We start from the raw sequence: 22,324 nt of genomic DNA, 5'->3' as shown, positions 1-22,324 counted from the left end.
CTGGCGATTGCACCAACCTGGTAATAAAGGAAGGGAAAAGCGGGCTAGAAATCCCGCTTGTAGAAGATGTCCAGCGAACTGGCCACGCCGCTGGCGGCTTCGAGGTAAACCTTTTTGCTCAGTTTGTAACGCAAGGCGATGGTGTTGGCCGGCTCGAACACGCCGACGCCATAGCGCAGGCTGAGTTTTTCCGAGATGTTGCCGCTGGCCACCACGCTGGTGGTGTTGCCGCTGCCCTGGGTGTCGAGCTGGAAGTCCTGAATGCCCAGGTCGCTGGCCAGACTGCTGGTGACCCCGGAACTGCCCATCAGGCCCAGACCGAGTGCCGCCTGCGCGAGCATGTTGTTGTCCTCGCCGGTGGTGCTAAGCGGACGCCCCAGCACCAGATAAGACAGCGCCTGTTCCTGGCTCATGGCCGGTTCCGAGAAGATCTGTGTCGTCGGCTGCTCGGCGCTGCCGCTCAGGCGGATACCGGCGATCACATCATCGGTCTGGCGAATCGCTTCGATGTCCAGATACGGCTGATCCAGCGGCCCGGCGAACAGCAGACGCGCGCGGCGCACCGTCAGTCGCTGGCCGTAGGCGCGGTAGCGTCCGTCGTTGAGCCACAGTTCGCCACGGGTGTCCATGTTGTCGCCGATGTGCACCTGGCCTTGCAGGTTGGCGGTCAGGCCGAACCCGGCGAAGCTCAACTTGTCCTGGCCAACCACCACATCGATGTCCATTTTCATCGCCAGCGGCGGTTTGCCCTCCTCGGTCTGCGCGCCGACGATGATCGTGTCATCGGAGACTTTCACCGTCGATGGCGGCAGTTCGCGCACGGTGATTTCGCCTTTCGGTACCAGCACCTTGCCGGCAATTGCCAGCTCATCGCCGGCCATGGAAATCTTCAGGTCCGGCGCCACTTCCAGTTTGGCGTAGGGCTCGACCGTCACCGGCAATTGCGTGCCCTTGAGCGCCAGATCCACCACCAGCGCCTGACCCCAGGCGATGTTGCCGTTCAGGCTGCCCTGCCCGCTCTTGCCGCTTTTCCAGCCGCCGTTCAATTGCACGGCCTCACCGGCGATCACCGCTTGTAGTTGCAACGCTTGCAGCTCGATCGGCAACTCCGGCCCGGACACTTCGCCGTCGCTGAGCTGCACCGTGCCGTTGACCAGCGGCGCGAGCAGCCCACCGGAAATCGTGCCGCTGCCGTTCAGGCGCCCGGTGAGTTTTTCGACCATCGGCACAAACGGCCGCGCCACCGACAGATCCAGTCCGCTGAGGCGGAATGTACCGCTGAGCGGTTTGTTCTTCGGCAGCGGGTTGAGCTGCGCCTGCACCATCAGCTCACCGAGCTTGCCGCCGACGAAGTTGAGGTCGGTATCAATGCGCTTGGGCGTGAGTTTGCTGGTGAGCTTGAGGGTCTGGTACGGGAAGTCCAGCCACTGATCCTTCTCGCGCATGCGCAAGGTGCCGCCGCTGGCATCGATGCTGACCTGGCCGTTCGGGCCGCTGGCCGGCAGGTCCAGTTGCAGGTCGGCGTTGAGCTTGCCCTGCCAGGCGAAATCCTTCGGCAACCACTGCGCCAGGCTTTCGATCGGGAATTGCTTGAGGTGATAACGCAGCTTCGGCTCCGGCATCAGGCGCTGATCTTCACCGCACAGGCTGGCATTGCCGGACATCCAGCAATGGGCGCCGAAGTTGATCTTGCCGTCGGCCAGCCGTTCGAGCTTGGCCGGGCTCTGCAGTTTCCAGCCCTGACCGCCTGCCTGAATGTCACCGCTGGCCAGACGCCCGCGCCAGTTGCCCTTGTCCAGATTGCCGTCCAGACCCAACGCCAGTTTCAGCTTGGGCCCGAGCAGGTCGAGGTTGAGTTTCTGGTTTTTGATATCGCCCTGAGCGCTGACGGTCAGGGTGCCCAGCGACGTATCGCCGGCCTGGATGCCGCTGCCCTTGAGGTCGATCTTCGCCCGTTGCGCACTGTCGAGGGTGGCGTCGAGGTTGAGGCTTTGCAGGCGATTGTCCTGGAACGCCAGTTGCGAACCTTGCAGGCCGAGCTTGCCCTGCGGCGCCTTGAGCGTGCCGGCGACATCGACCCGCCCGTTGATCTGCCCGCGCAGTTGCGGCCAGAGCTGGGCCAGTCGCGCCAGTTTGATGTCGATCTGCCCGGTGAGCTTCTGTTGCAGGCTGCCCTTGCCGTTGATGCTGTTGTCGCCGAGGCGAATTTGCAGGGCATTCAGATTCCACTGCTCGCCAGCGCCGTCAGCCTTGGCTTGCAGGACCGTCGGTTGCCCGCGCAGTTTGCCTTTCAGATCGAGGTCGGCATTCAGGCTCAGGCGTTCGTTCTTCATTTCGCCTTTGCTCTTCAACGGCCCAGCCAGGGTGCCCGGCAACTCCGCAACCCAGTACGCCGGGTTGAGCGCCGACAACTCCAGCGCGGTGTCCCAGGCAATGCCATCGGCGAACTGCACGTTCACATGGCCTTCGGCCTTGCCCTGCCCGGCTTCGAGTTTCAGTTGTGGCAGGAAAATCTGCTTGAGATTGCCGCTGAACGGACTGCTCAGGGTGAACGCCCCCGCCGGCCCATCTGCAGCGGCGGCGAAGTTACCGAGGTACTGACCGTCGGTGTAGGAGACTTCGCCGGTGAAGGTACGCAAAGCGACCTGCGGCTCGTCGATTTCCGGATAGAGCCGGTGCCAGGGGAAATCCAGCCAGTTGATATTGGCCTGGGCGCTGAGGCCTTTGCTCCAGTCGACGTTGCCGGTGAGCTTGAGGCTTTGCTTGTCGTTGGCCGTCAGATCGAGGCCGGCAATCTGTGCACCGTTGGCGTCGACCTTGCCTTTGAGCAGCAGCGCCACCGGGCCTTTATCGGCAGGCAGCGTCGCATTGCCGAGCAGTTGGTAACCGTTTTTCAGGTCGCCTTCGCCGGTCAATAGCAGCTGATTGAATTGCAGGGTGTCCGGCAGATCGGCGCTCGGCTTGAACGCCTCCGAGGTGATCCGCACTTTGGCCGGCAGGTTTTCCGCCAGCGGTTGCAGCTCGCCGCTCAACTGGCCGTTGAGGTAGCCACGGCTGTCGGCGTGCAGGTTGAGGGTTTTCAGCAGGTCGCCGTCGATTTTCAGCGCCAGCGTCCACGGCTCGGGAGCGGGCGACGGCAAGGTCAGATCACCGGCGATGTTCAGCGGCCAGTTGCCGGTCGGTTGCAACAGGCCGGACAGGTTAAGGCTCAACTCGTCGCGTTGCAGTTTCACGCTGTCGATCTGCATGCCCTTGGCGGTCCAGTGCGCCGCCAGTTGCAGGCCTTTCAACGCTTCGCTGCCGTTGAACAACAGGCTGCCGACCTGCACGTCGCCCAGCTCAATGGCCACGGGCAATTGCAGATCCGGAAGCTTGATCGGGCCGCTTTCGGTGACTTCTTCGCTCGGCGGGAATTGCAGGCTGACGGTATCGGCCTTGAGCTGTTCGATGCACAACGTCATGCGCGTCAGGCACAGCGGCGACCATCCGAAGATCGGCTTGTCCAGTTCGACGCGGCTGCTGTCCTGCTGCCACAACAGATGATCGGCGCTCCACTGCCCGCCGAGGCGACCCTGAAAGTTGTCGACGCTCAGGCCCGGCACCAGGCCCAGCACCCAACGGCTGCCGGCCTGCGTTCCGAGCACAGCGGTGATGCTCAATACGATCAGCAGCACCAGCGACAACAGCGCCAGCGTCGATATTTTCAAACCACGCTTCACAGCTCAGGCCCCATGGAAAAGTGCAGCCGGATGCCGCCGTCGTCGTCCAGCGCGTGGGCCAGGTCGAGGCGGATCGGCCCCACCGGCGAGACCCAGCGCACGCCGATACCGACCCCGGTCTTGAGGTTCGGCAGTTCGAGTTTGTTAAAGGAGTTACCCTGATCGACGAAGGTCGCCACGCGCCACTTCTCGGCAATCGAATATTGATATTCGACGCTGCCGGCCACCATATAGCGCCCGCCGATGCGGTCGCCCTCGGAGTTCTCCGGGGACAGGCTCTGATAGTCGTAACCACGCACGCTCTGATCGCCACCGGCGAAGAAGCGCAGCGACGGCGGCACCGATTTGTAGCCGTTGGTGGCGCTGCCGCCGACCTGCACCCGGCCGAGCAGGCGGTGCTTGTCGAACACGGTGGTCAGGCCCTTGATCAGCGCCGTGCCATAAAGCAGGTTGTTGTCCGAACCGAGCCCTTCTTTCGCCACTTTGCTTTCGAAGGTCAGGCGATAGCCGTTGTGCGGGTCGATGCGGTTGTCACTCTTGAGGTAGGAATAGCTGACGCCGGGCATCAGCAAGGTGCTCAGACCGGAGTCGTCGCCGAGCTGGTATTCCTCGCGTTGCCATTTCAGCGAGATCACCCGCTGCCAGCCGCTGGGCAATTTGCTGTGCCATTCCGGGCCGAAGGTCAGCAGCTTGCTCAAGGTGTCGGAGCCGTCGATGTCCTCGTATTGATAACCGCCGGCCCAGCGCAGTTTGTCGGTCAGCGGCGGGTCCAGCGGGATGTCGTAGAACAGACCGACGTTCTGCCGTGGCGCCGAGAGTTCGGCCTCCCAGCCATAACTGTCGCCCTGCGGGTTGACCCAATGGCGGGTCCAGTTGGCCTTGATTCGCGGGCCGACGTCGGTGGAATAACCGAGACCCAGGCCCATGGTGCGCGGCTTGCGGGTGTCGAGTTTGACGTCCACCGGGATCACGTCGTTTTTCGCGGCGGTCGGCGCGGCGTCGACCCGCACGCCTTCAAAATATCCGCTCGATTGCAGGTCGCGATTGAGTTCGGCGATCAGCTCGGAGTCATACGGCTCGCCGGCCTTGAACGGCACCATGCGTTGCAGCAGGTCTTCGTCGAACGGGGTGTCGCCTTCGAAGCTGACCTTGCCCAGCGCATAACGCGGGCCGCTTTCGTAGATCAGTTCGACGTCGGCGACCCCGGCGCGCGGGTCGACCATCAATTTCTGGCTGGTGAAACGGCCACTGAAGAAGCCATAACGCGAGGCCTGGTTCTGAATCAGGCGTTTGGCGTCTTCGTAACGCCCATGGTTGAGCACCGCGCCGGGCTTGAGCACGTCACTCTTGGGGACTCGAAAGGATTTGAGAGAGGCCGCCGGACCGTCAACACGCACGGTCACGTTGCGCAGGCGAATCGGCTCGCCGGGATCGATGTTCAGCACCAGACGCGGTTTTTCACCGCCCTTGACGTCACTTTCGATCTGCGGCTGGTAATAACCCAAGGCCTGGGCGGCCTTGCGCGCCTGTTCTTCGGCGCCGCGACTGAAGCGCTGCAAGGCTTCTTCGTCACGATCGCCGAGGCTGCCGATATAGCCTTCTATATTGGCTTTCAGTTCATCGTTGGACGGTTTGATCCGCACATCCAATTCACTTTGCGCCAGCGCCGCGCAGCTGCTTAACAGCATGAACACGCCACTGGTAAATCTTCCTGGAAACTTCATAGGCGCGGATGCTATCACGGGCTTGGGAGCGTGATAGAACAGGAAATTCCCCCAAAAGTTCGACGGTCATCCCGTTGCTGTTTGTAATACCTGTGGGTTGGCGTGGAAAAACACGTGCTCGCGTACCGGGCCTACGGCCACTTCGCCGATTTCCTCGTAACCCTGACGCTTGTAGAACTCCAGATAGCGCGGGTTGCCGGTGTCGAGAATCACGCCTTGGGAGCTTTCGTCTACCGCGCACCAGTTGTGCACCGCTTGCAGCAGTTGCTCGCCGAAATGCTTGCCCTGAAATTGTGGATGCACGCCGAGCAGCGGCAGCATGTGCACCGAGTCGGTCGGCACACAGGCTTCAACGGCAGCGTGATACTCCAGATAACGGCGGGTGCAGCGAAAACCGGTGCTCAGCACCATGCGCAAACGCCAGGCCCAACTTTCGGTAACGCCCAGACGCCGTTGCGGCGGCGCGATCAGGGCGATGCCGATCAAGCGGTCGTTGACCAGCAGGCCGATGGCCGGCAGATCCTGCAGGAAGTGCTGTTTGACCAACTCCCGCACCGTGGCCCGCACCCGCTGCTCGTAACCCGGACGCTCGGCTTCGAACAGGTAAGCGAAGGTCGGCTCGTGGCGATAAGCCTGATAGAGAAGAGATCGCGCTTCACGGGAATAGCCGCGGTCGAGCATGTGGATGTCGGCAACGGCGGTTTGGGTTTCAGGCATGACGGTGATTCTCCCTGGACGGGACTCAAGAGGCCCCGTTCTTGTTATACGAGCCTTGGGCAGAGGGGATCGTTCCCACACCCGAAAGACATTAGCAGCGCATATGGACTACCGCCACGCTGGCCCAGATCCTACATGTCAGCTAGCATCGCCCTTTTGCCAGGACTGCCGACCATGAAGATCGTTTCCTTCAACATCAACGGACTGCGGGCCCGCCCGCATCAGCTGGCGGCGCTGATCGAAAAGCATCAGCCGGACGTCATCGGCCTGCAGGAAACCAAGGTCCACGACGACCAGTTCCCGCTGGATGAAGTGCGGGCCCTGGGTTATCACGTGTATTTCCACGGCCAGAAAGGCCATTACGGTGTCGCCCTGCTCTCGCGCCAGGAACCGATTGCCGTACACAAAGGCTTCGCCACCGATGAAGAAGACGCGCAGCGGCGCTTCATCTGGGGCACATTCGCCGACGCCAACGGCGTGCCGGTGACGATCATGAACGGCTATTTCCCACAGGGTGAAAGCCGCGACCATCCGACCAAATTCCCGGCCAAGCAGCGTTTCTACAGCGATCTGCAAGCGCTGCTGGAAAGCCAGTTCCACAACGAACAGCCGCTGGTGGTGATGGGCGACGTCAACATCTCCCCCGAAGACTGCGACATCGGCATCGGCCCGGACAACATGAAACGCTGGCTGAAAACCGGCAAATGCAGCTTCCTGCCGGAAGAGCGCGAGTGGATGGCCCGCCTGAAAAACTGGGGCCTGACCGACAGTTTCCGTCACCTGAACCCGGACGTGACCGACACGTTCAGCTGGTTCGACTACCGCAGTCGCGGGTTTGAAGACGAGCCGAAGCGCGGTCTGCGCATTGATGTGATTCTGGCGTCCCACGGTTTGCTGCCACGGGTGAAAGCCGCCGGCGTCGACTATGAACTGCGCGGGATGGAAAAGCCTTCGGACCATGCGCCGATCTGGCTTGAATTGAGCTGATACCGCAATCAGCTCAAATCGCTGTGGGAGTTCGCTCCCACAGTTTGAGCACTGTCATCTTTCAGCAACCTCACTGACTTAATCTCCCCGGCAATCCCCTTGGCTGCAATCGGTGCCGGCATGACCCTGCGTGTTCTGTTCGTCTTTCTCCTGAGCGCCTGGCTGCAGGTTGCGGTTGCGGCGTTGCCCATTCCCGAGAACGGCCCGGTATTGCGCATCCAGGGTTCCAACACCATTGGCGCGGCGCTCGGCCCGGCGCTGGTGGAAGGCCTGTTGCAAGACCAGGGGCTGTTGAAAGTCCACAGCGAAACCCCGGACACCGCCAACGAACAACGAGTCGTCGGCCTGACGGCCCAGGGCCAGAGGGTCGTGGTGGAAATCGCTGCCCACGGCTCGAGCACCGGTTTCACTGCACTCAAGAACGCCAGCGACGACCTGGCCGCCTCTTCGCGCCCGATCAAGGACAGCGAACTGCTGAACCTGCAAGCCCGGGGCGATCTGAAAAGTCCCGACGCCGAGCAAGTCATTGCCATCGATGGCCTGGCGATCATCCTTCATCCCGACAATCCGCTGAATCAATTGAACACCGAACAACTGGCGCGGATCTTCAGTGGCGAGGCGAAGACGTGGGAAGACGTCGGCGGCAAGGGTGGGACGATTCATTTATATGCGCGGGATGATCAGTCCGGCACCTACGACACGTTCAAGGAACTTGTTCTCAGCCGTCGCGGGAAATCCCTGAGCAATGCCGCGAAGCGGTTTGAATCCAGCGAGCAACTGTCCGACGCCGTGAGTGCCGATCCGCAGGCCATCGGTTTCATCGGCCTGCCCTACGTGCGCCAGGCCAAGGCCGTGGCGATCGTCGACGGCCAATCCCAGGCAATGTTGCCGCTCGCCAGCCTGATCGCCACCGAAGACTATCCGCTGTCGCGGCGGTTGTTCTTCTACCTGCCGCCGGACAGCAACAATCCTTGGGCCAAGGCATTGGTGGAATTTGCACAGAGCCGTCGGGGTCAGGCGATTGTCGCGGCCAACGGTTTTATCGCCCAGACCGTGCAGGCCATCGCCGTTACGCCGAATGCGCTGATGCCCGAGGGTTATCAATCCCTCAGCCGCCACGCCCAGCGTCTGACCGTGAACTTCCGCTTTGAAGAAGGCAGCGCCAGCCTCGACAACAAGGCCCGTCAGGATCTGGCCCGGGTGTTCGACTATATAAAGCACCACGACAAGACCGACCGCGCGGTAACTCTGGTGGGATTCGGCGACGCCAAGGACGACCCGGCGCGGGCGGATTTGCTGTCGAAGCTACGGGCGATGGCGGTCCGCCGGGAGTTGGTGAAGAACGGCGTGGTGCTGCGCGAGGTGCGCGGGTTTGGCGCGCTGATGCCGGTGGCGACCAACAGCGGGGATGAAGGCAGGATCAAGAATCGGCGGGTTGAGGTTTGGGTTTACTGAATCTGGTGTTGATGCGTTGAACGAGCAGGCCCCATCGCGAGCAGGCTCGCTCCCACATTAGATCTCCAGCGAACACAACGTATGTGGACACCAGCGACCCCGTGGGAGCGAGCCTGCTCGCGATAGCCGGCGACGCGGTTAATGACCGCTACGCAGCATTTCCTTCGGCACATACTTGCCGATCTCGAACTTGCCGATCGCCGCACGGTGCACCTCGTCCGGGCCGTCGGCCAGGCGCAGGGTGCGTTGCATGGCGTACATGTAGGCCAACGGGAAGTCGTTCGACACCCCGGCCCCGCCATGAATCTGGATCGCCCGGTCGATCACCCGCAACGCGACGTTCGGTGCCACGACCTTGATCTGTGCAATCTCGCTCTTGGCGACCTTGTTACCCACGGTGTCCATCATGTACGCCGCTTTCAGGGTCAGCAGGCGCGCCATGTCGATTTCCATCCGCGAGTCGGCAATCTTGTCGACGTTACCGCCCAGACGCGCCAGCGGTTTGCCGAACGCGGTGCGGCTTACCGAACGTTTGCACATCAACTCCAGTGCGCGCTCGGCCATGCCGATCGAACGCATGCAGTGGTGAATCCGGCCCGGGCCAAGACGACCTTGTGCGATTTCGAAGCCGCGTCCTTCACCGAGCAGGACGTTTTCGTACGGCACCCGCACGTTGTCGAACAGCACTTCGGCGTGGCCGTGGGGCGCGTCGTCGTAACCGAACACCGGCAGCGGACGGAGGAGCTTCACGCCGGGAGTGTCGACCGGCACCAGGATCATCGAGTGCTGAGCGTGACGCGGGGCGTCGGGGTTGCTCAGGCCCATGAAAATCAGGATCTTGCAGCGCGGATCGCAGGCGCCGGAGGTCCACCATTTCTTGCCATTGATGACCCACTCGTCGCCATCGCGCACGGCACGGGCGGCCATGTTGGTGGCGTCGGAGGAAGCAACGTCCGGTTCGGTCATGGCAAACGCCGAGCGAATCTCGCCGCGCAGCAGCGGTTCGAGCCAGCGCTGTTTCTGTTCTTCGTTGGCGTAACGCACCAGCACTTCCATGTTGCCGGTGTCGGGGGCCGAGCAGTTGAACGGCTCGGGACCGAGCAGCGAACGGCCCATGATTTCCGCCAATGGCGCGTATTCAAGGTTGGTCAGGCCGGCGCCGAGTTCCGACTCAGGCAGAAACAAATTCCACAGACCTTCGGCTTTTGCCTTGGCCTTGAGCTCTTCCATGATCGCCGTCGGCTGCCAGCGATCGCCTTCGGCAACCTGCCGTTCGAACACGGCTTCGGCCGGGTAAACGTAAGTGTCCATGAACGCGGTCACGCGCTCACGCAGTTCTTGCACCTTGGGCGAATAAGCGAAATCCATGAGCAATTACCTTTTTTCGGCAGGTTGTTTAAGTCATGCAATCGATGCTAGAACAGCGTTGATAATTTACCTAGCCTATTCTCGGCGTGTATAAACATTCATCACCGATATATGATTGGTTGATTTTCCTGGCCGCCCTGACCCGCGCCATTCACCTATAACAAGAGAGCCGCGTAATGAATCTGAGCAAGGTCGACCTCAACCTTTTCATCGTCTTCGACGCGATCTACACCGAAGCCAACCTGACCCGCGCCGGGCAGATTGTCGGCATTACCCAGCCGGCGGTGTCCAACGCCTTGGCGCGGTTGCGCGAGACCTTCAACGACCCGCTCTTCGTGCGCACCGCCCAAGGCATGGTGCCGACGCCCATGGCGCAGAACATCATCGGTCCGGTGCGCAACGCTCTCTCGCTGTTGCGGGTTTCGGTTCAGGAAAGCCGGATTTTCAACCCCTCGCAAGCGGTCAAGACCTATCGCATCAGCATGACCGACCTGACCGAAGCGGTGATTCTGCCGCCGCTGTTCCAGCGACTGCGGCGTCTGGCGCCGACGGTGATCATCGAAAGCTTCCTGTCCAAACGCCGGGAAACCACCAAGGAACTGGCTGCCGGGCGTCTCGACTTCGCGGTGGATGCGCCGCTCAACACCGACCCGCAGGTGCGCCACGTCAAGCTGATGGAAGACCGTTACGTCTGCGCCATGCGCAAGGGCCATCCGCTGGCGACCAAGGAAAAATTCACCCTCGACGATTACCTGTCGCTGACCCACATTCATATTTCCAGCCGGCGCAGTGGCCTGGGTCATGTCGATCTGGCGCTGGGCAAAATGGGCATCCAGCGCAAGATCGCCCTGCGCTCGCAGCACTATCTGATGGCGTCCCAGGTGTTGCAGCAGACCGACATGGTGATGACCGTGCCGGAACGTTTCGCCCGGCGCCATGACCTGCATGCGTTCAATCTGCCGGTCAACGATGTACCGCCGGTGGAAACCCATTTGTACTGGCACGAAAGCACCGACCAAGACCCGGCCAACCGCTGGATGCGCGAGCAGATGATCGAGCTGTGCCAGCAAGTGACAGCGCACGAGAAGAAGCTCGACAAGCTGCAGACGCCCGCTACTTGACGTAAACGTCAACCTGCCATTAGCTTAGCGCCAAGACCCTTCTTCGAGCGCTTTCATGAGCAGCCAGACCTACAGCATTTCCGACCTCGCCCGCGAGCTGGACATCACCACCCGGGCGATCCGCTTCTATGAAGAACAAGGCCTGCTCAGCCCCGAGCGCCGAGGCCAGGAACGCATCTATTCGCCACGCGACAAGGTCAGCCTGAAGCTGATCCTGCGGGGCAAGCGCATCGGTTTTTCCCTGGCCGAGTGCCGCGAGCTGATCGAGCTCTACGACCCCTCCAGCGGTAACACCAAACAACTCAACAGCATGCTGGCGAAAATCAGCGAACGGCGGGAACAGCTTGAACAGCAATTGCTGGACATCGAACAGATGAAGCTGGAACTCGACACCGCCGAAGAACGCTGCGTGCAGGCGTTGGAACAGACGCTGAAGAGCCAATCCGTCCAGTAAGCCTACCTCGAACCCCTGTGGGAGCCAGCCTGCTGGCGATAGCCATCGCACATTCAACATAGATGTCGACTGGCCCGGCGCTATCGCCAGCAGGCTGGCTCCCACAGGGATTACTTGCAATGTTCAGACAATCAGCACAGGTCAATCCCATGTCGCTCCCCTCCCAAGTACGCCTGATCGAAGTCGGCCCGCGTGACGGCCTGCAGAACGAAGCCCAGCCCATCAGCGTCGCCGACAAGGTGCAACTGGTCGACGCGCTGAGCGCCGCCGGCCTCGGCTATATAGAAGTCGGCAGTTTCGTCTCGCCCAAGTGGGTGCCGCAGATGGCCGGCTCCGCTGATGTATTCGCGCAGATCCAGCGCAAGCCCGGCGTGACCTACGGCGCGCTGGCGCCGAACCTGCGCGGTTTTGACGATGCACTTGCGGCGGGAGTGAAGGAAGTCGCGGTGTTTGCCGCTGCGTCAGAAGCGTTCTCGCAGCGCAACATCAATTGCTCGATCAGCGAAAGCCTGGCGCGGTTCGCGCCGATCATGGAATCGGCGAAACAGCACGGCGTTACCGTGCGCGGTTACGTGTCCTGCGTGCTCGGCTGTCCTTACGAAGGCGAGGTCGCGCCGGAACAAGTCGCCATGGTCGCTCGCGAGCTGTACGCGATGGGCTGCTACGAAGTGTCGCTGGGTGACACCATCGGCACCGGCACCGCGGGCGCGACCCGCCGTCTGTTCGAAGTGGTCTCGAAGCAGGTGCCGCGAGAGAAACTCGCCGGCCACTTCCACGACACCTACGGCCAGGCCATGGCCAACATCTACGCCAGCCTGCTGGAAGGCATCGCGGTGTTCGACAGCTCGATCGCCGGCCTCGGCGGCTGCCCGTACGCCAAAGGCGCCAGCGGTAACGTCGCCACCGAAGACGTGGTGTACCTGCTCAACGGCCTGGACATCGCGACCGGTATCGACCTCGACGCCTTGATTGCCGCCGGCCAGCAGATCAGCGCCGTGCTGGGTCGCCCAACCGGATCGCGCGTGGCCAAGGCTCGCAGCGCACAGTGAGGGACGGTGTTACCGCCGAGCGCGAAACGTGGGCACAAGCGAGTAACACGGAAACAAATTGTCTGGTTTTGCCTGAAGGAAAAATCCTTCAAAAATCTCAAACCATTGATTTTCAAGGGTTTTTAAAAGTTGGCACGGCTTCTGCTATCTCTATGGCATAACAAGAATAAAAAGCAGCAAACCAATAAAAATAAGACGTACCGACTCTGACATAACAAAAACAACACGGCAGAGACGCAGCTAACAGATTTTTTTGGAGAAGGTGTGCTTTTCAGGGTATTCCTCGGAATGACCCGCAACCGGGCAGAGAACAATAAAACTACCTTCAGGTAGCTCCCGAATCGGTTGGATCGCTAGACGAGAAAGCAGATCAGCGCTCAAAAAAATACGTTTGCTCTTGACCCCGGATGGGGGTCGCCAAAAACAGCGGTAAAGGGCCACGGTTGCCAAAAACAACAACAGACCGCCCCTCAATAATAAAAAAGAGCACGCGACGACAAAATTAAAGGGGAGCTTCGGCTCCCCTTTGTGCTTCCTGTGATTTCTGTTTTCACCGCCCCCTTTGTGGGAGCAGGCTTGCTCGCGAATGCGTCAGGTCAGTCAACATGCTTGGTGAATGGCACACTCCATTCGCGAGCAAGCCCGCTCCCACATTCGATCTTTGTCAGGTCTGGTTTTCGCGTAATTCTTCGATACTGATCTCACGCATCCGGAATTTCTGGATCTTGCCCGTCACCGTCATCGGAAACTCCTCCACAAACTTGAAGTAACGCGGCGTCTTGAAGTGGGCGATGCGCTCCTTGCACCACGCTTGCAGCTCTTGCTCGGTGGCGCTGTGGCCGGGATGGAATTTGATCCAGGCGACGATTTCTTCGCCGTAACGCGAGCAGGGAATGCCGATCACCTGCACGTCCGCCACCGCTGGATGGGTGAAGAAGAACTCTTCCAGTTCACGCGGGTAAATGTTTTCGCCGCCACGGATGATCATGTCCTTGTTACGGCCGGCGATGCACACGTAACCCTCGTCGTTCATGCTCGCCAGGTCGCCGGTGTGCATCCAGCCCGCCGCGTCGATGGCTTCGACAGTCGCCTGCGGATTGTTCCAATAGCCGAGCATCACGCTGTAACCACGGGTGCACAGCTCGCCGATGGTGCCGCGTGGTACCGGATTGCCGGCCTCGTCGATGATTTTGCTTTCGAGTTGCGGCTGAGTGCGGCCGACGGTGGTGACGCGCAGTTCCAGTTCGTCGGATGGGCCGGTCTGCAGCGACACCGGGCTGGTTTCGGTCATGCCGTAGGCGATCTGCACTTCGCTCATGTGCATCTCGCTGATGACCCGGCGCATCACCTCAATCGGGCAGGTGGCGCCGGCCATGATCCCGGTGCGCAGGGTCGACAGGTCGAACTCGGCGCGCTGCGGTTGATCGAGCATGGCGATGAACATGGTCGGCACGCCGTACAGTGCGGTGGCCTTTTCTTCGGCGACGGTGTTCAGGGTCAGCAGCGGATCAAAGGCATCGTTGGGATAGATCATGGTGCTGCCGTGGGTGATGCAGCCGAGGTTGCCCATGACCATGCCGAAGCAGTGATACAGCGGCACCGGGATCACCAGGCGATCGGCGGAGGTCAGGTCGAGGCTTTCGCCGACCATGTAACCGTTGTTGAGGATGTTGTAGTGACTGAGGGTCGCGCCCTTGGGAAAACCGGTGGTGCCGGAGGTGTACTGGATGTTGACCGGTTGATCGAAGTGCAGACCGTCGCTGCGTTCACGCAATTGTTCTGGAGAGACACTGGCGGCCAGATCTGCCAGTTGCGACCACGGAAGAAAACCCGAAGGCGCCTGCGGGTCGAGGCTGATCAAGCCGCGCAGCTCCGGCAGACGCTCGCTGCGCAGTTCGCCGATGGATTGCTCGGCCAGTTCCGGCAGCAAGCCTTGCAACATGCCGTGGTAGTTGGAGCTCTTGAACGCACCGGCGCAGACCAGCCATTGGCAACCGGATTGCTTGAGCACGTATTCGAGTTCGGAGCTGCGGTAGGCCGGGTTGATGTTGACCAAGATCACGCCGAGCTTCGCGGTGGCGAACTGTGTGATGCACCACTGCGCGCAATTCGGCGCCCAGATACCCAGCCGGTCACCGGCCTGCAAACCCAACGCCAGCAGCGCTCTGGCATGCACGTCCACCGCGTCGGCCAGTTGCCGCCAGGTGTAACGCAGCTGCTGATGACGCACCACCAGCGCCTCGCCGTCCGGGTACTGCGCGACGGTCTCGTCGAACTTCTGCCCGATGGTCATCGCCAGCAAGGCTTTGTCCTGGGAACCACGGGTGTAGCTGCGCTGCGGGTTTGCACTGGGTTGATCCATGACGACCCCTATTGTCTTTATTAGTGGGTGTTGGACCGGAGCCATTGAGCTCCGACCATTCAGAACTGGCCCTACTCTCGCTCAAGTTGACGTTAACGTAAAGGGTGATTGACAGCCATTCGTCACAGGCTTACGTTAACGTAAAGGTGAGAACTGAAACGCCCTTCTCCCCACCCTACAAAAAAGCCAAAAGGTGACCCATGAGCTACCCATCCCTGAACTTTGCCCTCGGTGAAACCATCGACATGCTGCGCGATCAGGTTCAGTCCTTTGTCGCCAAGGAGATCGCCCCGCGTGCCGCGCAGATCGACAGCGACAACCTGTTCCCGGCTGATCTGTGGCGCAAGTTCGGTGACATGGGCCTGCTCGGGATCACCGTACCGGAAGAGTACGGCGGCGCTGGCCTGGGTTACCTGGCGCACGTGGTGGCGATGGAAGAAATCAGCCGTGGCTCGGCTTCGGTGGCGTTGTCCTACGGCGCCCACTCCAATCTCTGCGTCAACCAGATCAACCGCAACGGCAACCACGAACAGAAAGCCAAATACCTGCCGAAGCTGATCAGCGGCGAACATGTCGGCGCTCTGGCGATGAGCGAGCCGAACGCCGGTTCCGACGTGGTCTCGATGAAACTGCGCGCCGATAAACGCGGCGACCGTTTCGTGCTCAACGGCAGCAAGACCTGGATCACCAACGGTCCCGACGCCAACACTTACGTCATCTACGCCAAGACCGACCTGGAAAAAGGCCCGCACGGCATCACCGCGTTCATCGTCGAACGTGACTGGAAAGGCTTCAGCCGCAGCAACAAGTTCGACAAACTCGGCATGCGCGGCTCCAACACCTGCGAGCTGTTCTTCGATGACGTCGAGGTGCCGGAAGAGAACATCCTCGGCGTCCTCAACGGCGGCGTGAAAGTGCTGATGAGCGGTCTCGATTACGAACGCGTCGTGCTGTCCGGCGGCCCGACCGGGATCATGCAGTCGTGCATGGACCTGATCGTGCCGTACATCCACGACCGCAAGCAGTTCGGCCAGAGCATCGGCGAATTCCAGCTGATCCAGGGCAAAGTCGCCGACATGTACACCCAGCTCAACGCCAGCCGCGCGTACCTTTACGCCGTGGCCCAGGCCTGCGAGCGTAACGAAACCACGCGCAAGGACGCCGCCGGCGTGATCCTCTACACCGCCGAACGCGCCACACAAATGGCTCTGGACGCGATCCAGATTCTCGGCGGCAACGGTTACATCAACGAATTCCCCGCCGGTCGTCTGCTGCGTGACGCCAAGCTGTACGAAATCGGCGCTGGCACCAGTGAGATCCGTCGCATGCTGATCGGTCGCGAACTGTTCAACGAAACCCGCTAAACGGAGCTGTCCATGGCTATCCTGCATACCCAGCTCAACCCTCGTTCAGCGGAGTTCGCCGCCAACAGCGCGGCGATGCTCAAACAGGTCGACGCCCTGCACACCCTGCTCGCCCAAGTGGCCCAGGGCGGCGGCGCGAAAGCTCAGGAACGTCACACCTCGCGCGGCAAACTGCTGCCGCGTGAGCGGATCAACCGCTTGCTCGATCCGGGCTCGCCGTTTCTGGAAATCAGCCAATTGGCCGCTCATGCCGTTTATGGCGAGGACGTGCCGGCCGCTGGCGTGATTGCCGGGATCGGCCGCGTGGAAGGCGTCGAATGCATGATCGTCGCCAACGACGCGACGGTGAAAGGTGGTTCGTACTACCCGCTGACCGTGAAGAAACACTTGCGCGCCCAGACCATCGCCCAGCAAAACCGCTTGCCGTGCATTTATCTGGTGGACTCGGGCGGCGCCAACCTGCCGCGTCAGGACGAAGTGTTCCCGGATCGCGAACACTTCGGGCGGATCTTCTTCAACCAGGCCAACATGAGCGCCATGGGCATTCCGCAGATTGCCGTGGTCATGGGCTCCTGCACCGCCGGCGGCGCCTATGTGCCGGCGATGGCCGACGAAGCGATCATGGTGCGCAATCAGGCGACGATTTTCCTCGCTGGCCCACCGCTGGTGAAAGCCGCGACCGGTGAAGTGGTCAGCGCCGAAGACCTCGGCGGGGCCGATGTGCACTGCAAGACTTCCGGGGTTGCCGACCATTACGCCGAAAGCGACGAGCACGCCCTCGCCCTCGCCCGCCGCAGCGTCGCCAACCTCAACTGGCGCAAACTCGGCGAAGTGCAGCAGCGCGCGCCGATTGCTCCGCTGTACGCCAGCGACGAGTTGTACGGCGTGGTGTCGGCGGACGCCAAGCAGCCGTTCGATGTGCGCGAAGTGATTGCGCGACTGGTCGACGGTTCGGTGTTCGATGAATTCAAAGCGCTGTTCGGGACGACGCTGGTGTGCGGCTTCGCCCATCTGCACGGCTACCCGATCGCGATCCTCGCCAACAACGGCATCCTGTTCGCCGAAGCCGCGCAAAAAGGCGCGCACTTCATCGAACTGGCCTGCCAGCGCGGGATTCCGCTGCTGTTCCTGCAGAACATCACAGGCTTCATGGTTGGCCAGAAATACGAGGCCGGCGGCATCGCCAAGCACGGCGCCAAACTGGTGACCGCCGTGGCGTGCGCCAAGGTGCCGAAATTCACCGTGATCATCGGCGGCAGCTTCGGTGCCGGTAACTACGGCATGTGCGGGCGGGCCTACGATCCGCGGTTCCTGTGGATGTGGCCGAACGCGCGGATCGGCGTGATGGGCGCCGAACAGGCGGCTGGCGTGCTGGTTCAGGTCAAGCGCGAGCAGGCCGAACGCAGCGGTCAGGCGTTCAGCGCCGAGCAGGAAAGGGAGATCAAGCAACCGATTCTCGACCAGTACGAAGAACAGGGTCACCCCTACTACTCCAGCGCACGGCTGTGGGACGACGGCGTCATCGACCCGGCGCAGACCCGCGATGTACTGGCCCTGGCCTTGTCCGCGTCGTTGAACGCGCCTATCGAACCGAGCCGCTTCGGCGTGTTCCGGATGTGATCGGGAGAACCTCATGAGCGACTTCAACACCCTCGAAGTGCAGAGCGATCCACGGGGTTTCGCGACCCTGTGGCTCAGCCGCGAAGAAAAGAACAACGCGTTCAACGCCGAGATGATCCGCGAACTGATCCTGGCGCTGGACAAGATCGCCAGCGATGCCAGCCTGCGTTTCCTGCTGGTGCGCGGACGCGGCAAACACTTCAGCGCTGGCGCGGATCTGGCCTGGATGCAGCAATCGGCCGAACTCGATTACCACACCAACCTCGACGACGCCCGGGAACTGGCGGAGCTGATGTACAACCTCGCCAAACTGAAAATCCCGACCGTGGCCGTGGTGCAAGGCGCGGCGTTCGGCGGCGCGCTGGGTCTGATCAGTTGCTGCGACATGGCGATCGGCGCGGATGACGCGCAGTTCTGCCTGTCGGAAGTGCGCATTGGCCTGGCGCCGGCGGTGATCAGTCCGTTTGTGGTGCAAGCCATCGGCGAGCGCGCGGCGCGGCGTTATGCGCTGACGGCCGAGCGTTTTGGCGGCCAACGGGCGCGTGAGATTGGATTGCTGTCCGAAAGCTATCCGGCGGCCGAGCTTGAACAGAAAGTGGAACAATGGATCGACAACCTCCTGCTCAACAGCCCCGCCGCGATGCGCGCCAGCAAGGACCTGCTGCGTGAAGTCGGCAACGGCGCGCTGACGCCAGCCCTGCGCCGCTACACCGAAAACGCCATCGCCCGCATTCGCGTCAGCCCGGAAGGCCAGGAAGGCTTGCGGGCCTTTTTGCAGAAACGTGCGCCGAGCTGGCAAGCCGCAACCACCACCAAGGAGCCGCGTTGATGAGCGCACCTGTTCTCACCACCCTGCTGGTGGCCAACCGTGGCGAAATCGCTTGCCGGGTCATGCGTACCGCCAAGGCGCTGGGCATGGCCACCGTCGCCGTACACAGCGCCACCGACCGCGAAGCACGGCATAGCCGTGAAGCGGATATCCGTGTGGATCTGGGCGGCAGCAAAGCGGCCGACAGTTACTTGCAAATCGACAAACTGATCGCCGCGGCCAAGACCAGCGGCGCTCAGGCGATTCATCCGGGTTATGGCTTTCTGTCGGAGAACGCCGGTTTTGCTCGCGCCATCGAAGCGGCCGGGCTGATCTTCCTCGGCCCACCCGCCTCGGCCATCGACGCGATGGGCAGCAAATCCGCCGCCAAGGCCCTGATGGAAACGGCTGGCGTGCCGCTGGTGCCGGGTTATCACGGCGAAGCTCAGGATCTGGACACCTTCCGCGATGCTTGCGAGCGCATCGGCTATCCGGTGCTGCTCAAGGCCACCGCTGGCGGTGGCGGTAAAGGCATGAAGGTCGTTGAAGACGTCAGCCAACTGGCTGAAGCGCTGGCTTCGGCCCAGCGTGAAGCACAGTCGTCGTTCGGCGACTCGCGGATGCTGGTGGAGAAATACCTGCTCAAGCCGCGGCACGTAGAAATTCAGGTGTTCGCCGATCAGCATGGCAACTGCCTGTATTTGAATGAGCGCGACTGCTCGATCCAGCGCCGGCACCAGAAGGTCGTCGAAGAGGCGCCGGCACCGGGTTTGAGCCCGGAACTGCGTCGTGCCATGGGCGAGGCGGCTGTGCGTTCGGCGCAAGCCATCGGCTACGTCGGTGCCGGCACGGTGGAGTTTCTGCTGGATGCTCGCGGCGAGTTCTTCTTCATGGAGATGAACACGCGGCTACAGGTCGAACACCCGGTCACCGAAGCCATCACCGGGCTCGATCTGGTGGCCTGGCAGATTCGCGTCGCTCGTGGCGAAGCGTTGCCGATCACTCAGGATCAAGTGCCGTTGAACGGGCATGCGATTGAGGTTCGGCTGTATGCGGAAGATCCGTCGAATGACTTCCTGCCGGCAACCGGACGTCTGGATCTTTATCGCGAATCCGCCGCAGGGCCGGGGCGCCGTGTGGACAGCGGCGTTGAAGAAGGCGACGAGATTTCGCCGTTCTACGATCCGATGCTCGGCAAGCTGATTGCCTGGGGCGAGGATCGTGAACAGGCGCGGTTGCGGCTGCTGAGCATGCTCGATGAGTTTGCGATTGGCGGGCTGAAGACCAACATCAACTTCCTGCGGCGGATCATCGGTCATCCGGCGTTCGCGGCGGCCGAGCTGGATACCGGGTTTATTCCGCGCTATCAGGAGCAGTTGCTGCCAGCGCCTGCTGCGCTGAGCGATGAGTTCTGGGAGGCGGCGGCGCAGGCTTTTGCGCAGAGCCTGCCGGGGATGGCTCGGGCGGATGATCCCGCTTCGCCTTGGGCGCTTCCCAGCGGTTTGCGTGCTGGCCTGCCACGTGAAATCACTTTGCATTTGAGTTGCGAGGGGCAGGACCGGGCGTTGACGCTCGGTGCTGGCGGCAGTGCAAAACTGATCGGCGAGCAACTGATACTCGAGCACGACGGGCTGCGTCGGCAGCTGCGGGCGATTCGTCGTGAAGAGGTGCTGTTTCTGCAATGGGACGGCGAGTTGCGACGCGTTGAAACGTATGACCCGATCAGCGCTGTCGACGCCAGCCACAGCCATCAGGGCGGTCTGACGGCGCCGATGAACGGCAGCATCGTGCGGGTGCTGGTGGAGGCCGGGCAAGCGGTTGAAGCCGGTGCGCAATTGGTGGTACTGGAAGCGATGAAGATGGAGCACAGCATCCGCGCGCCCCATGCCGGGGTGATCAAGGCGCTGTATTGCCAGGAAGGCGAAATGGTCAGCGAAGGCAGCGCGCTGGTCGAACTGGAAGAAGCTTGAAAGGTGGATCGATCCTACGCTTCGCGAGGATCGATCTGACTAGTATTTGGCGGTTGCCTGAACCACGACGCCGATGATTCGGCACTCTTCGGTCAACAAAGCTTTCGGCCAGGTCGGATTGAGCGGCACCAGGTAGCGCTGGCCGCCCTCTTCGATCAGCTTGCGGAAAATCGCCTCGTCGCTGTCCGGCCACTGGGCGATCACCAGTTTGCCGGGCTCGGCTTCCAGCGCCGGGTCCACCAGAATCATCATCCCCTCGCCGATGCTCTGCCCGGTGGGCGCGGTCATCGCATTACCCGTCACCGTCAGCCAGAACGCCGGGCCACGGGCGTGGTAATCCGTCAGTTCGAAACGTCGCTTGTCCTTGGCACTCGAATACGCTGGCTGGCTTTCACGGGCCTCGACCGGCGCATTCCACTCGCTGACCGGATAGCGAAAGTAAGGGTTGTACTTCTGCGCCAGGGGCATTTCGTCGTCCGCATCGATCTGCGGTTCACGAATCACCACCGCGACCTCGAGATACTCCATGCCCAGCGCTTTCAGCACGCGGTTCATCTGCGTGATGCCGGGCTCGCGGCGCTTGTTCAGCCAATGGCCGATACCGCCCTGAGACATGCCGACGCGCTCGCCGAGCTCGACTTGAGTGACGTTGAGTTCACTCATTTTGGCCTTGACCAACTCAATCCATTTATCCATGTGCGGCACCATACGTGGACGCCTGCGGCCGGCAAAACACATATTGTAGTATTTAAATTCTGGTCACAAATACTGATAGTACTATTCTTGGGTCACGGATTTGAATCGACCAAGGAGTGACCTTTCACCATGAATATCACCAGCAAAGACTTGCCCGACCTGCAAATGGACACCACCTTCACCTCCCCGCAAGGGTGTGCCGCTGCGCAACGGGCGTTGGACTATTACTTGAAACCAGCTGTGTCAGAACCGGATGCAGAGGAACGCTTCTTCGGCGTGAACAGCAACCTGAGTGGCGAAGAATCCCTGGTCCACGCCTCCGACCTGCTGCGATGCGCAGCAGCCACGGCGTTCAAGGCTGCGGATGGCTTACAGGGCGTCAATCGGGATCTGGCGTTTTCGGTCGTGCATATGGTGGACATGGCACGAGCGATGGTCGATCACTCGCTCGATGGAGGACTTCGCTGAAGACGGGAGTTCGGACGGACAGGAAAGAACTTTCCAATCGCGCAGATAAAAACATTTGACTTGCAAATGATAATGATTATTATTGCAAGCAGCTGGTCGCGAGATCAGTCGATGGGCCAGAGACCTTAGGTCGGTCTTCTGGACTATCTCCTCATCAGGCTAATCACGGTTTTTGACCCGGCTTTTTGCCGGGTCTTTTTTTTGCCAGTTTTCTGGCTTGTGTCTTCAGGCTAATGAAGTCTGTAGGTGCCGCAAATTCGATGGCGCGGATGATATCAAAAGAATATTGCTTGGCAAGCGGCCCCCGGCCGCATTGGGGCAAAGTAATGCCAACTAGCACTTGAGAATCAATCGCACAGCCACTAAGCTGCATCCGCGTCACGGAAGACGCCCCCCGCCACAACCCGCAATTTCCCTCGGTTTCACCCCTGTCTTGCGTGTA

At 61.2% G+C, this 22,324-nt stretch carries 17 protein-coding genes; 10 read left to right on the top strand and 7 right to left on the bottom strand.

Annotated features, from left to right (window positions below):
- Window positions 1–44 precede the first annotated feature (44 nt).
- From CAF76_RS20775 to CAF76_RS20765, 3 genes are all read right to left on the bottom strand, one after another.
- Window positions 45–3,719 (bottom strand): translocation/assembly module TamB domain-containing protein, encoded by a 3,675-nt coding sequence (locus CAF76_RS20775; protein ID WP_085648265.1) that lies wholly within the window; start codon window positions 3,717–3,719, stop codon window positions 45–47.
- A complete protein-coding gene (locus CAF76_RS20770) occupies window positions 3,716–5,443 on the bottom strand; it encodes an autotransporter assembly complex family protein (protein ID WP_085612686.1) in 1,728 nt (575 codons plus the stop codon). Before CAF76_RS20770 ends, CAF76_RS20775 begins: the two co-directional genes overlap by 4 nt.
- 66 nt (window positions 5,444–5,509) lie before the next feature.
- Window positions 5,510–6,160 carry an N-acetyltransferase gene (locus CAF76_RS20765; protein ID WP_064597780.1) on the bottom strand — a complete coding sequence of 217 codons (651 nt, stop codon included), beginning with the start codon at window positions 6,158–6,160 and terminating at the stop codon, window positions 5,510–5,512.
- 174 nt (window positions 6,161–6,334) lie between these two features.
- Between CAF76_RS20765 and xthA the strand changes: the two genes are divergently transcribed.
- Window positions 6,335–7,147, top strand: coding sequence for an exodeoxyribonuclease III (xthA, locus tag CAF76_RS20760; protein ID WP_064380745.1), 813 nt, complete (start codon window positions 6,335–6,337; stop codon window positions 7,145–7,147).
- Window positions 7,148–7,267: 120 nt separating this feature from the next.
- Window positions 7,268–8,602 (top strand): substrate-binding domain-containing protein, encoded by a 1,335-nt coding sequence (locus CAF76_RS20755; protein ID WP_085648460.1) that lies wholly within the window; start codon window positions 7,268–7,270, stop codon window positions 8,600–8,602.
- 138 nt (window positions 8,603–8,740) lie between these two features.
- Here the strand turns inward: CAF76_RS20755 and CAF76_RS20750 are convergent, their stop codons facing one another.
- A complete protein-coding gene (locus tag CAF76_RS20750) occupies window positions 8,741–9,970 on the bottom strand; it encodes an acyl-CoA dehydrogenase (protein WP_085648264.1) in 1,230 nt (409 codons plus the stop codon).
- A 176-nt stretch (window positions 9,971–10,146) separates the two neighbouring features.
- Here CAF76_RS20750 and CAF76_RS20745 point away from each other — a divergent pair, with 176 nt between their 5' ends.
- The 3 genes from CAF76_RS20745 to CAF76_RS20735 all read left to right on the top strand — a co-directional run bounded on the left by CAF76_RS20745 (window position 10,147) and on the right by CAF76_RS20735 (window position 12,594).
- On the top strand, window positions 10,147–11,091 hold the full coding sequence (locus tag CAF76_RS20745) for a LysR family transcriptional regulator (protein ID WP_064380747.1): 945 nt from the start codon (window positions 10,147–10,149) through the stop codon (window positions 11,089–11,091).
- A gap of 55 nt (window positions 11,092–11,146) precedes the next feature.
- A complete protein-coding gene (locus CAF76_RS20740; protein ID WP_085648263.1) occupies window positions 11,147–11,545 on the top strand; it encodes a MerR family DNA-binding transcriptional regulator in 399 nt (132 codons plus the stop codon).
- 149 nt (window positions 11,546–11,694) lie between these two features.
- Window positions 11,695–12,594 carry a hydroxymethylglutaryl-CoA lyase gene (locus tag CAF76_RS20735; protein WP_085648262.1) on the top strand — a complete coding sequence of 300 codons (900 nt, stop codon included), beginning with the start codon at window positions 11,695–11,697 and terminating at the stop codon, window positions 12,592–12,594.
- A gap of 664 nt (window positions 12,595–13,258) precedes the next feature.
- On the opposite strand, the gene CAF76_RS20730 is transcribed toward CAF76_RS20735, so the two are convergent.
- Window positions 13,259–14,956, bottom strand: coding sequence for an AMP-binding protein (locus CAF76_RS20730; protein ID WP_085648261.1), 1,698 nt, complete (start codon window positions 14,954–14,956; stop codon window positions 13,259–13,261).
- A gap of 200 nt (window positions 14,957–15,156) precedes the next feature.
- Here CAF76_RS20730 and CAF76_RS20725 point away from each other — a divergent pair, with 200 nt between their 5' ends.
- The 4 genes from CAF76_RS20725 to CAF76_RS20710 are packed head-to-tail and all read left to right on the top strand — an operon-like array spanning window position 15,157 to window position 20,718.
- Window positions 15,157–16,320, top strand: coding sequence for an isovaleryl-CoA dehydrogenase (locus CAF76_RS20725; protein WP_039767508.1), 1,164 nt, complete (start codon window positions 15,157–15,159; stop codon window positions 16,318–16,320).
- A gap of 12 nt (window positions 16,321–16,332) precedes the next feature.
- Window positions 16,333–17,940, top strand: coding sequence for a carboxyl transferase domain-containing protein (locus tag CAF76_RS20720; protein ID WP_085648260.1), 1,608 nt, complete (start codon window positions 16,333–16,335; stop codon window positions 17,938–17,940).
- 13 nt (window positions 17,941–17,953) lie between these two features.
- Complete coding sequence (locus CAF76_RS20715) at window positions 17,954–18,769, top strand: gamma-carboxygeranoyl-CoA hydratase (protein ID WP_085648259.1); 816 nt, start codon at window positions 17,954–17,956, stop codon at window positions 18,767–18,769.
- Window positions 18,769–20,718: an acetyl/propionyl/methylcrotonyl-CoA carboxylase subunit alpha gene (locus tag CAF76_RS20710; RefSeq protein WP_085648258.1), complete on the top strand. Its 1,950-nt coding sequence runs from the start codon at window positions 18,769–18,771 to the stop codon at window positions 20,716–20,718. Before CAF76_RS20715 ends, CAF76_RS20710 begins: the two co-directional genes overlap by 1 nt.
- Before the next feature lie 39 nt (window positions 20,719–20,757).
- On the opposite strand, the gene CAF76_RS20705 is transcribed toward CAF76_RS20710, so the two are convergent.
- The gene (locus tag CAF76_RS20705; RefSeq protein ID WP_085648459.1) at window positions 20,758–21,414 is read right to left on the bottom strand and encodes a LexA family transcriptional regulator; all 657 of its coding nucleotides are present in this window, start codon (window positions 21,412–21,414) and stop codon (window positions 20,758–20,760) included.
- 129 nt (window positions 21,415–21,543) lie between these two features.
- Between CAF76_RS20705 and CAF76_RS20700 the strand changes: the two genes are divergently transcribed.
- A complete protein-coding gene (locus CAF76_RS20700; RefSeq protein ID WP_085648257.1) occupies window positions 21,544–21,882 on the top strand; it encodes a DUF6124 family protein in 339 nt (112 codons plus the stop codon).
- A gap of 163 nt (window positions 21,883–22,045) precedes the next feature.
- Here CAF76_RS20700 and CAF76_RS28525 read toward each other — a convergent pair whose 3' ends face one another.
- Window positions 22,046–22,264 carry a hypothetical protein gene (locus CAF76_RS28525; protein WP_143491832.1) on the bottom strand — a complete coding sequence of 73 codons (219 nt, stop codon included), beginning with the start codon at window positions 22,262–22,264 and terminating at the stop codon, window positions 22,046–22,048.
- Between the last annotated feature and the right edge of the window lie 60 nt (window positions 22,265–22,324).

Origin of the sequence: Pseudomonas sp. B40(2017), from assembly GCF_002112855.1 — a bacterium.
Lineage (GTDB): Bacteria > Pseudomonadota > Gammaproteobacteria > Pseudomonadales > Pseudomonadaceae > Aquipseudomonas > Aquipseudomonas pharyngis.
This window is presented reverse-complemented; position numbering and strand designations above follow the sequence as displayed.

What these genes read in the sequence shown, in the direction of transcription:
- CAF76_RS20770 (WP_085612686.1), bottom strand. Translation starts at nt 5,443, where the DNA reads ATGAAGTTTCCAGGAAGATTTACCAGTGGCGTGTTCATGCTGTTAAGC.
- CAF76_RS20765 (WP_064597780.1), bottom strand. Translation starts at nt 6,160, where the DNA reads ATGCCTGAAACCCAAACCGCCGTTGCCGACATCCACATGCTCGACCGC.
- xthA (WP_064380745.1), top strand. Translation starts at nt 6,335, where the DNA reads ATGAAGATCGTTTCCTTCAACATCAACGGACTGCGGGCCCGCCCGCAT.
- CAF76_RS20755 (WP_085648460.1), top strand. Translation starts at nt 7,268, where the DNA reads ATGACCCTGCGTGTTCTGTTCGTCTTTCTCCTGAGCGCCTGGCTGCAG.
- CAF76_RS20750 (WP_085648264.1), bottom strand. Translation starts at nt 9,970, where the DNA reads ATGGATTTCGCTTATTCGCCCAAGGTGCAAGAACTGCGTGAGCGCGTG.
- CAF76_RS20745 (WP_064380747.1), top strand. Translation starts at nt 10,147, where the DNA reads ATGAATCTGAGCAAGGTCGACCTCAACCTTTTCATCGTCTTCGACGCG.
- CAF76_RS20740 (WP_085648263.1), top strand. Translation starts at nt 11,147, where the DNA reads ATGAGCAGCCAGACCTACAGCATTTCCGACCTCGCCCGCGAGCTGGAC.
- CAF76_RS20735 (WP_085648262.1), top strand. Translation starts at nt 11,695, where the DNA reads ATGTCGCTCCCCTCCCAAGTACGCCTGATCGAAGTCGGCCCGCGTGAC.
- CAF76_RS20730 (WP_085648261.1), bottom strand. Translation starts at nt 14,956, where the DNA reads ATGGATCAACCCAGTGCAAACCCGCAGCGCAGCTACACCCGTGGTTCC.
- CAF76_RS20725 (WP_039767508.1), top strand. Translation starts at nt 15,157, where the DNA reads ATGAGCTACCCATCCCTGAACTTTGCCCTCGGTGAAACCATCGACATG.
- CAF76_RS20720 (WP_085648260.1), top strand. Translation starts at nt 16,333, where the DNA reads ATGGCTATCCTGCATACCCAGCTCAACCCTCGTTCAGCGGAGTTCGCC.
- CAF76_RS20715 (WP_085648259.1), top strand. Translation starts at nt 17,954, where the DNA reads ATGAGCGACTTCAACACCCTCGAAGTGCAGAGCGATCCACGGGGTTTC.
- CAF76_RS20710 (WP_085648258.1), top strand. Translation starts at nt 18,769, where the DNA reads ATGAGCGCACCTGTTCTCACCACCCTGCTGGTGGCCAACCGTGGCGAA.
- CAF76_RS20705 (WP_085648459.1), bottom strand. Translation starts at nt 21,414, where the DNA reads ATGGATAAATGGATTGAGTTGGTCAAGGCCAAAATGAGTGAACTCAAC.
- CAF76_RS20700 (WP_085648257.1), top strand. Translation starts at nt 21,544, where the DNA reads ATGAATATCACCAGCAAAGACTTGCCCGACCTGCAAATGGACACCACC.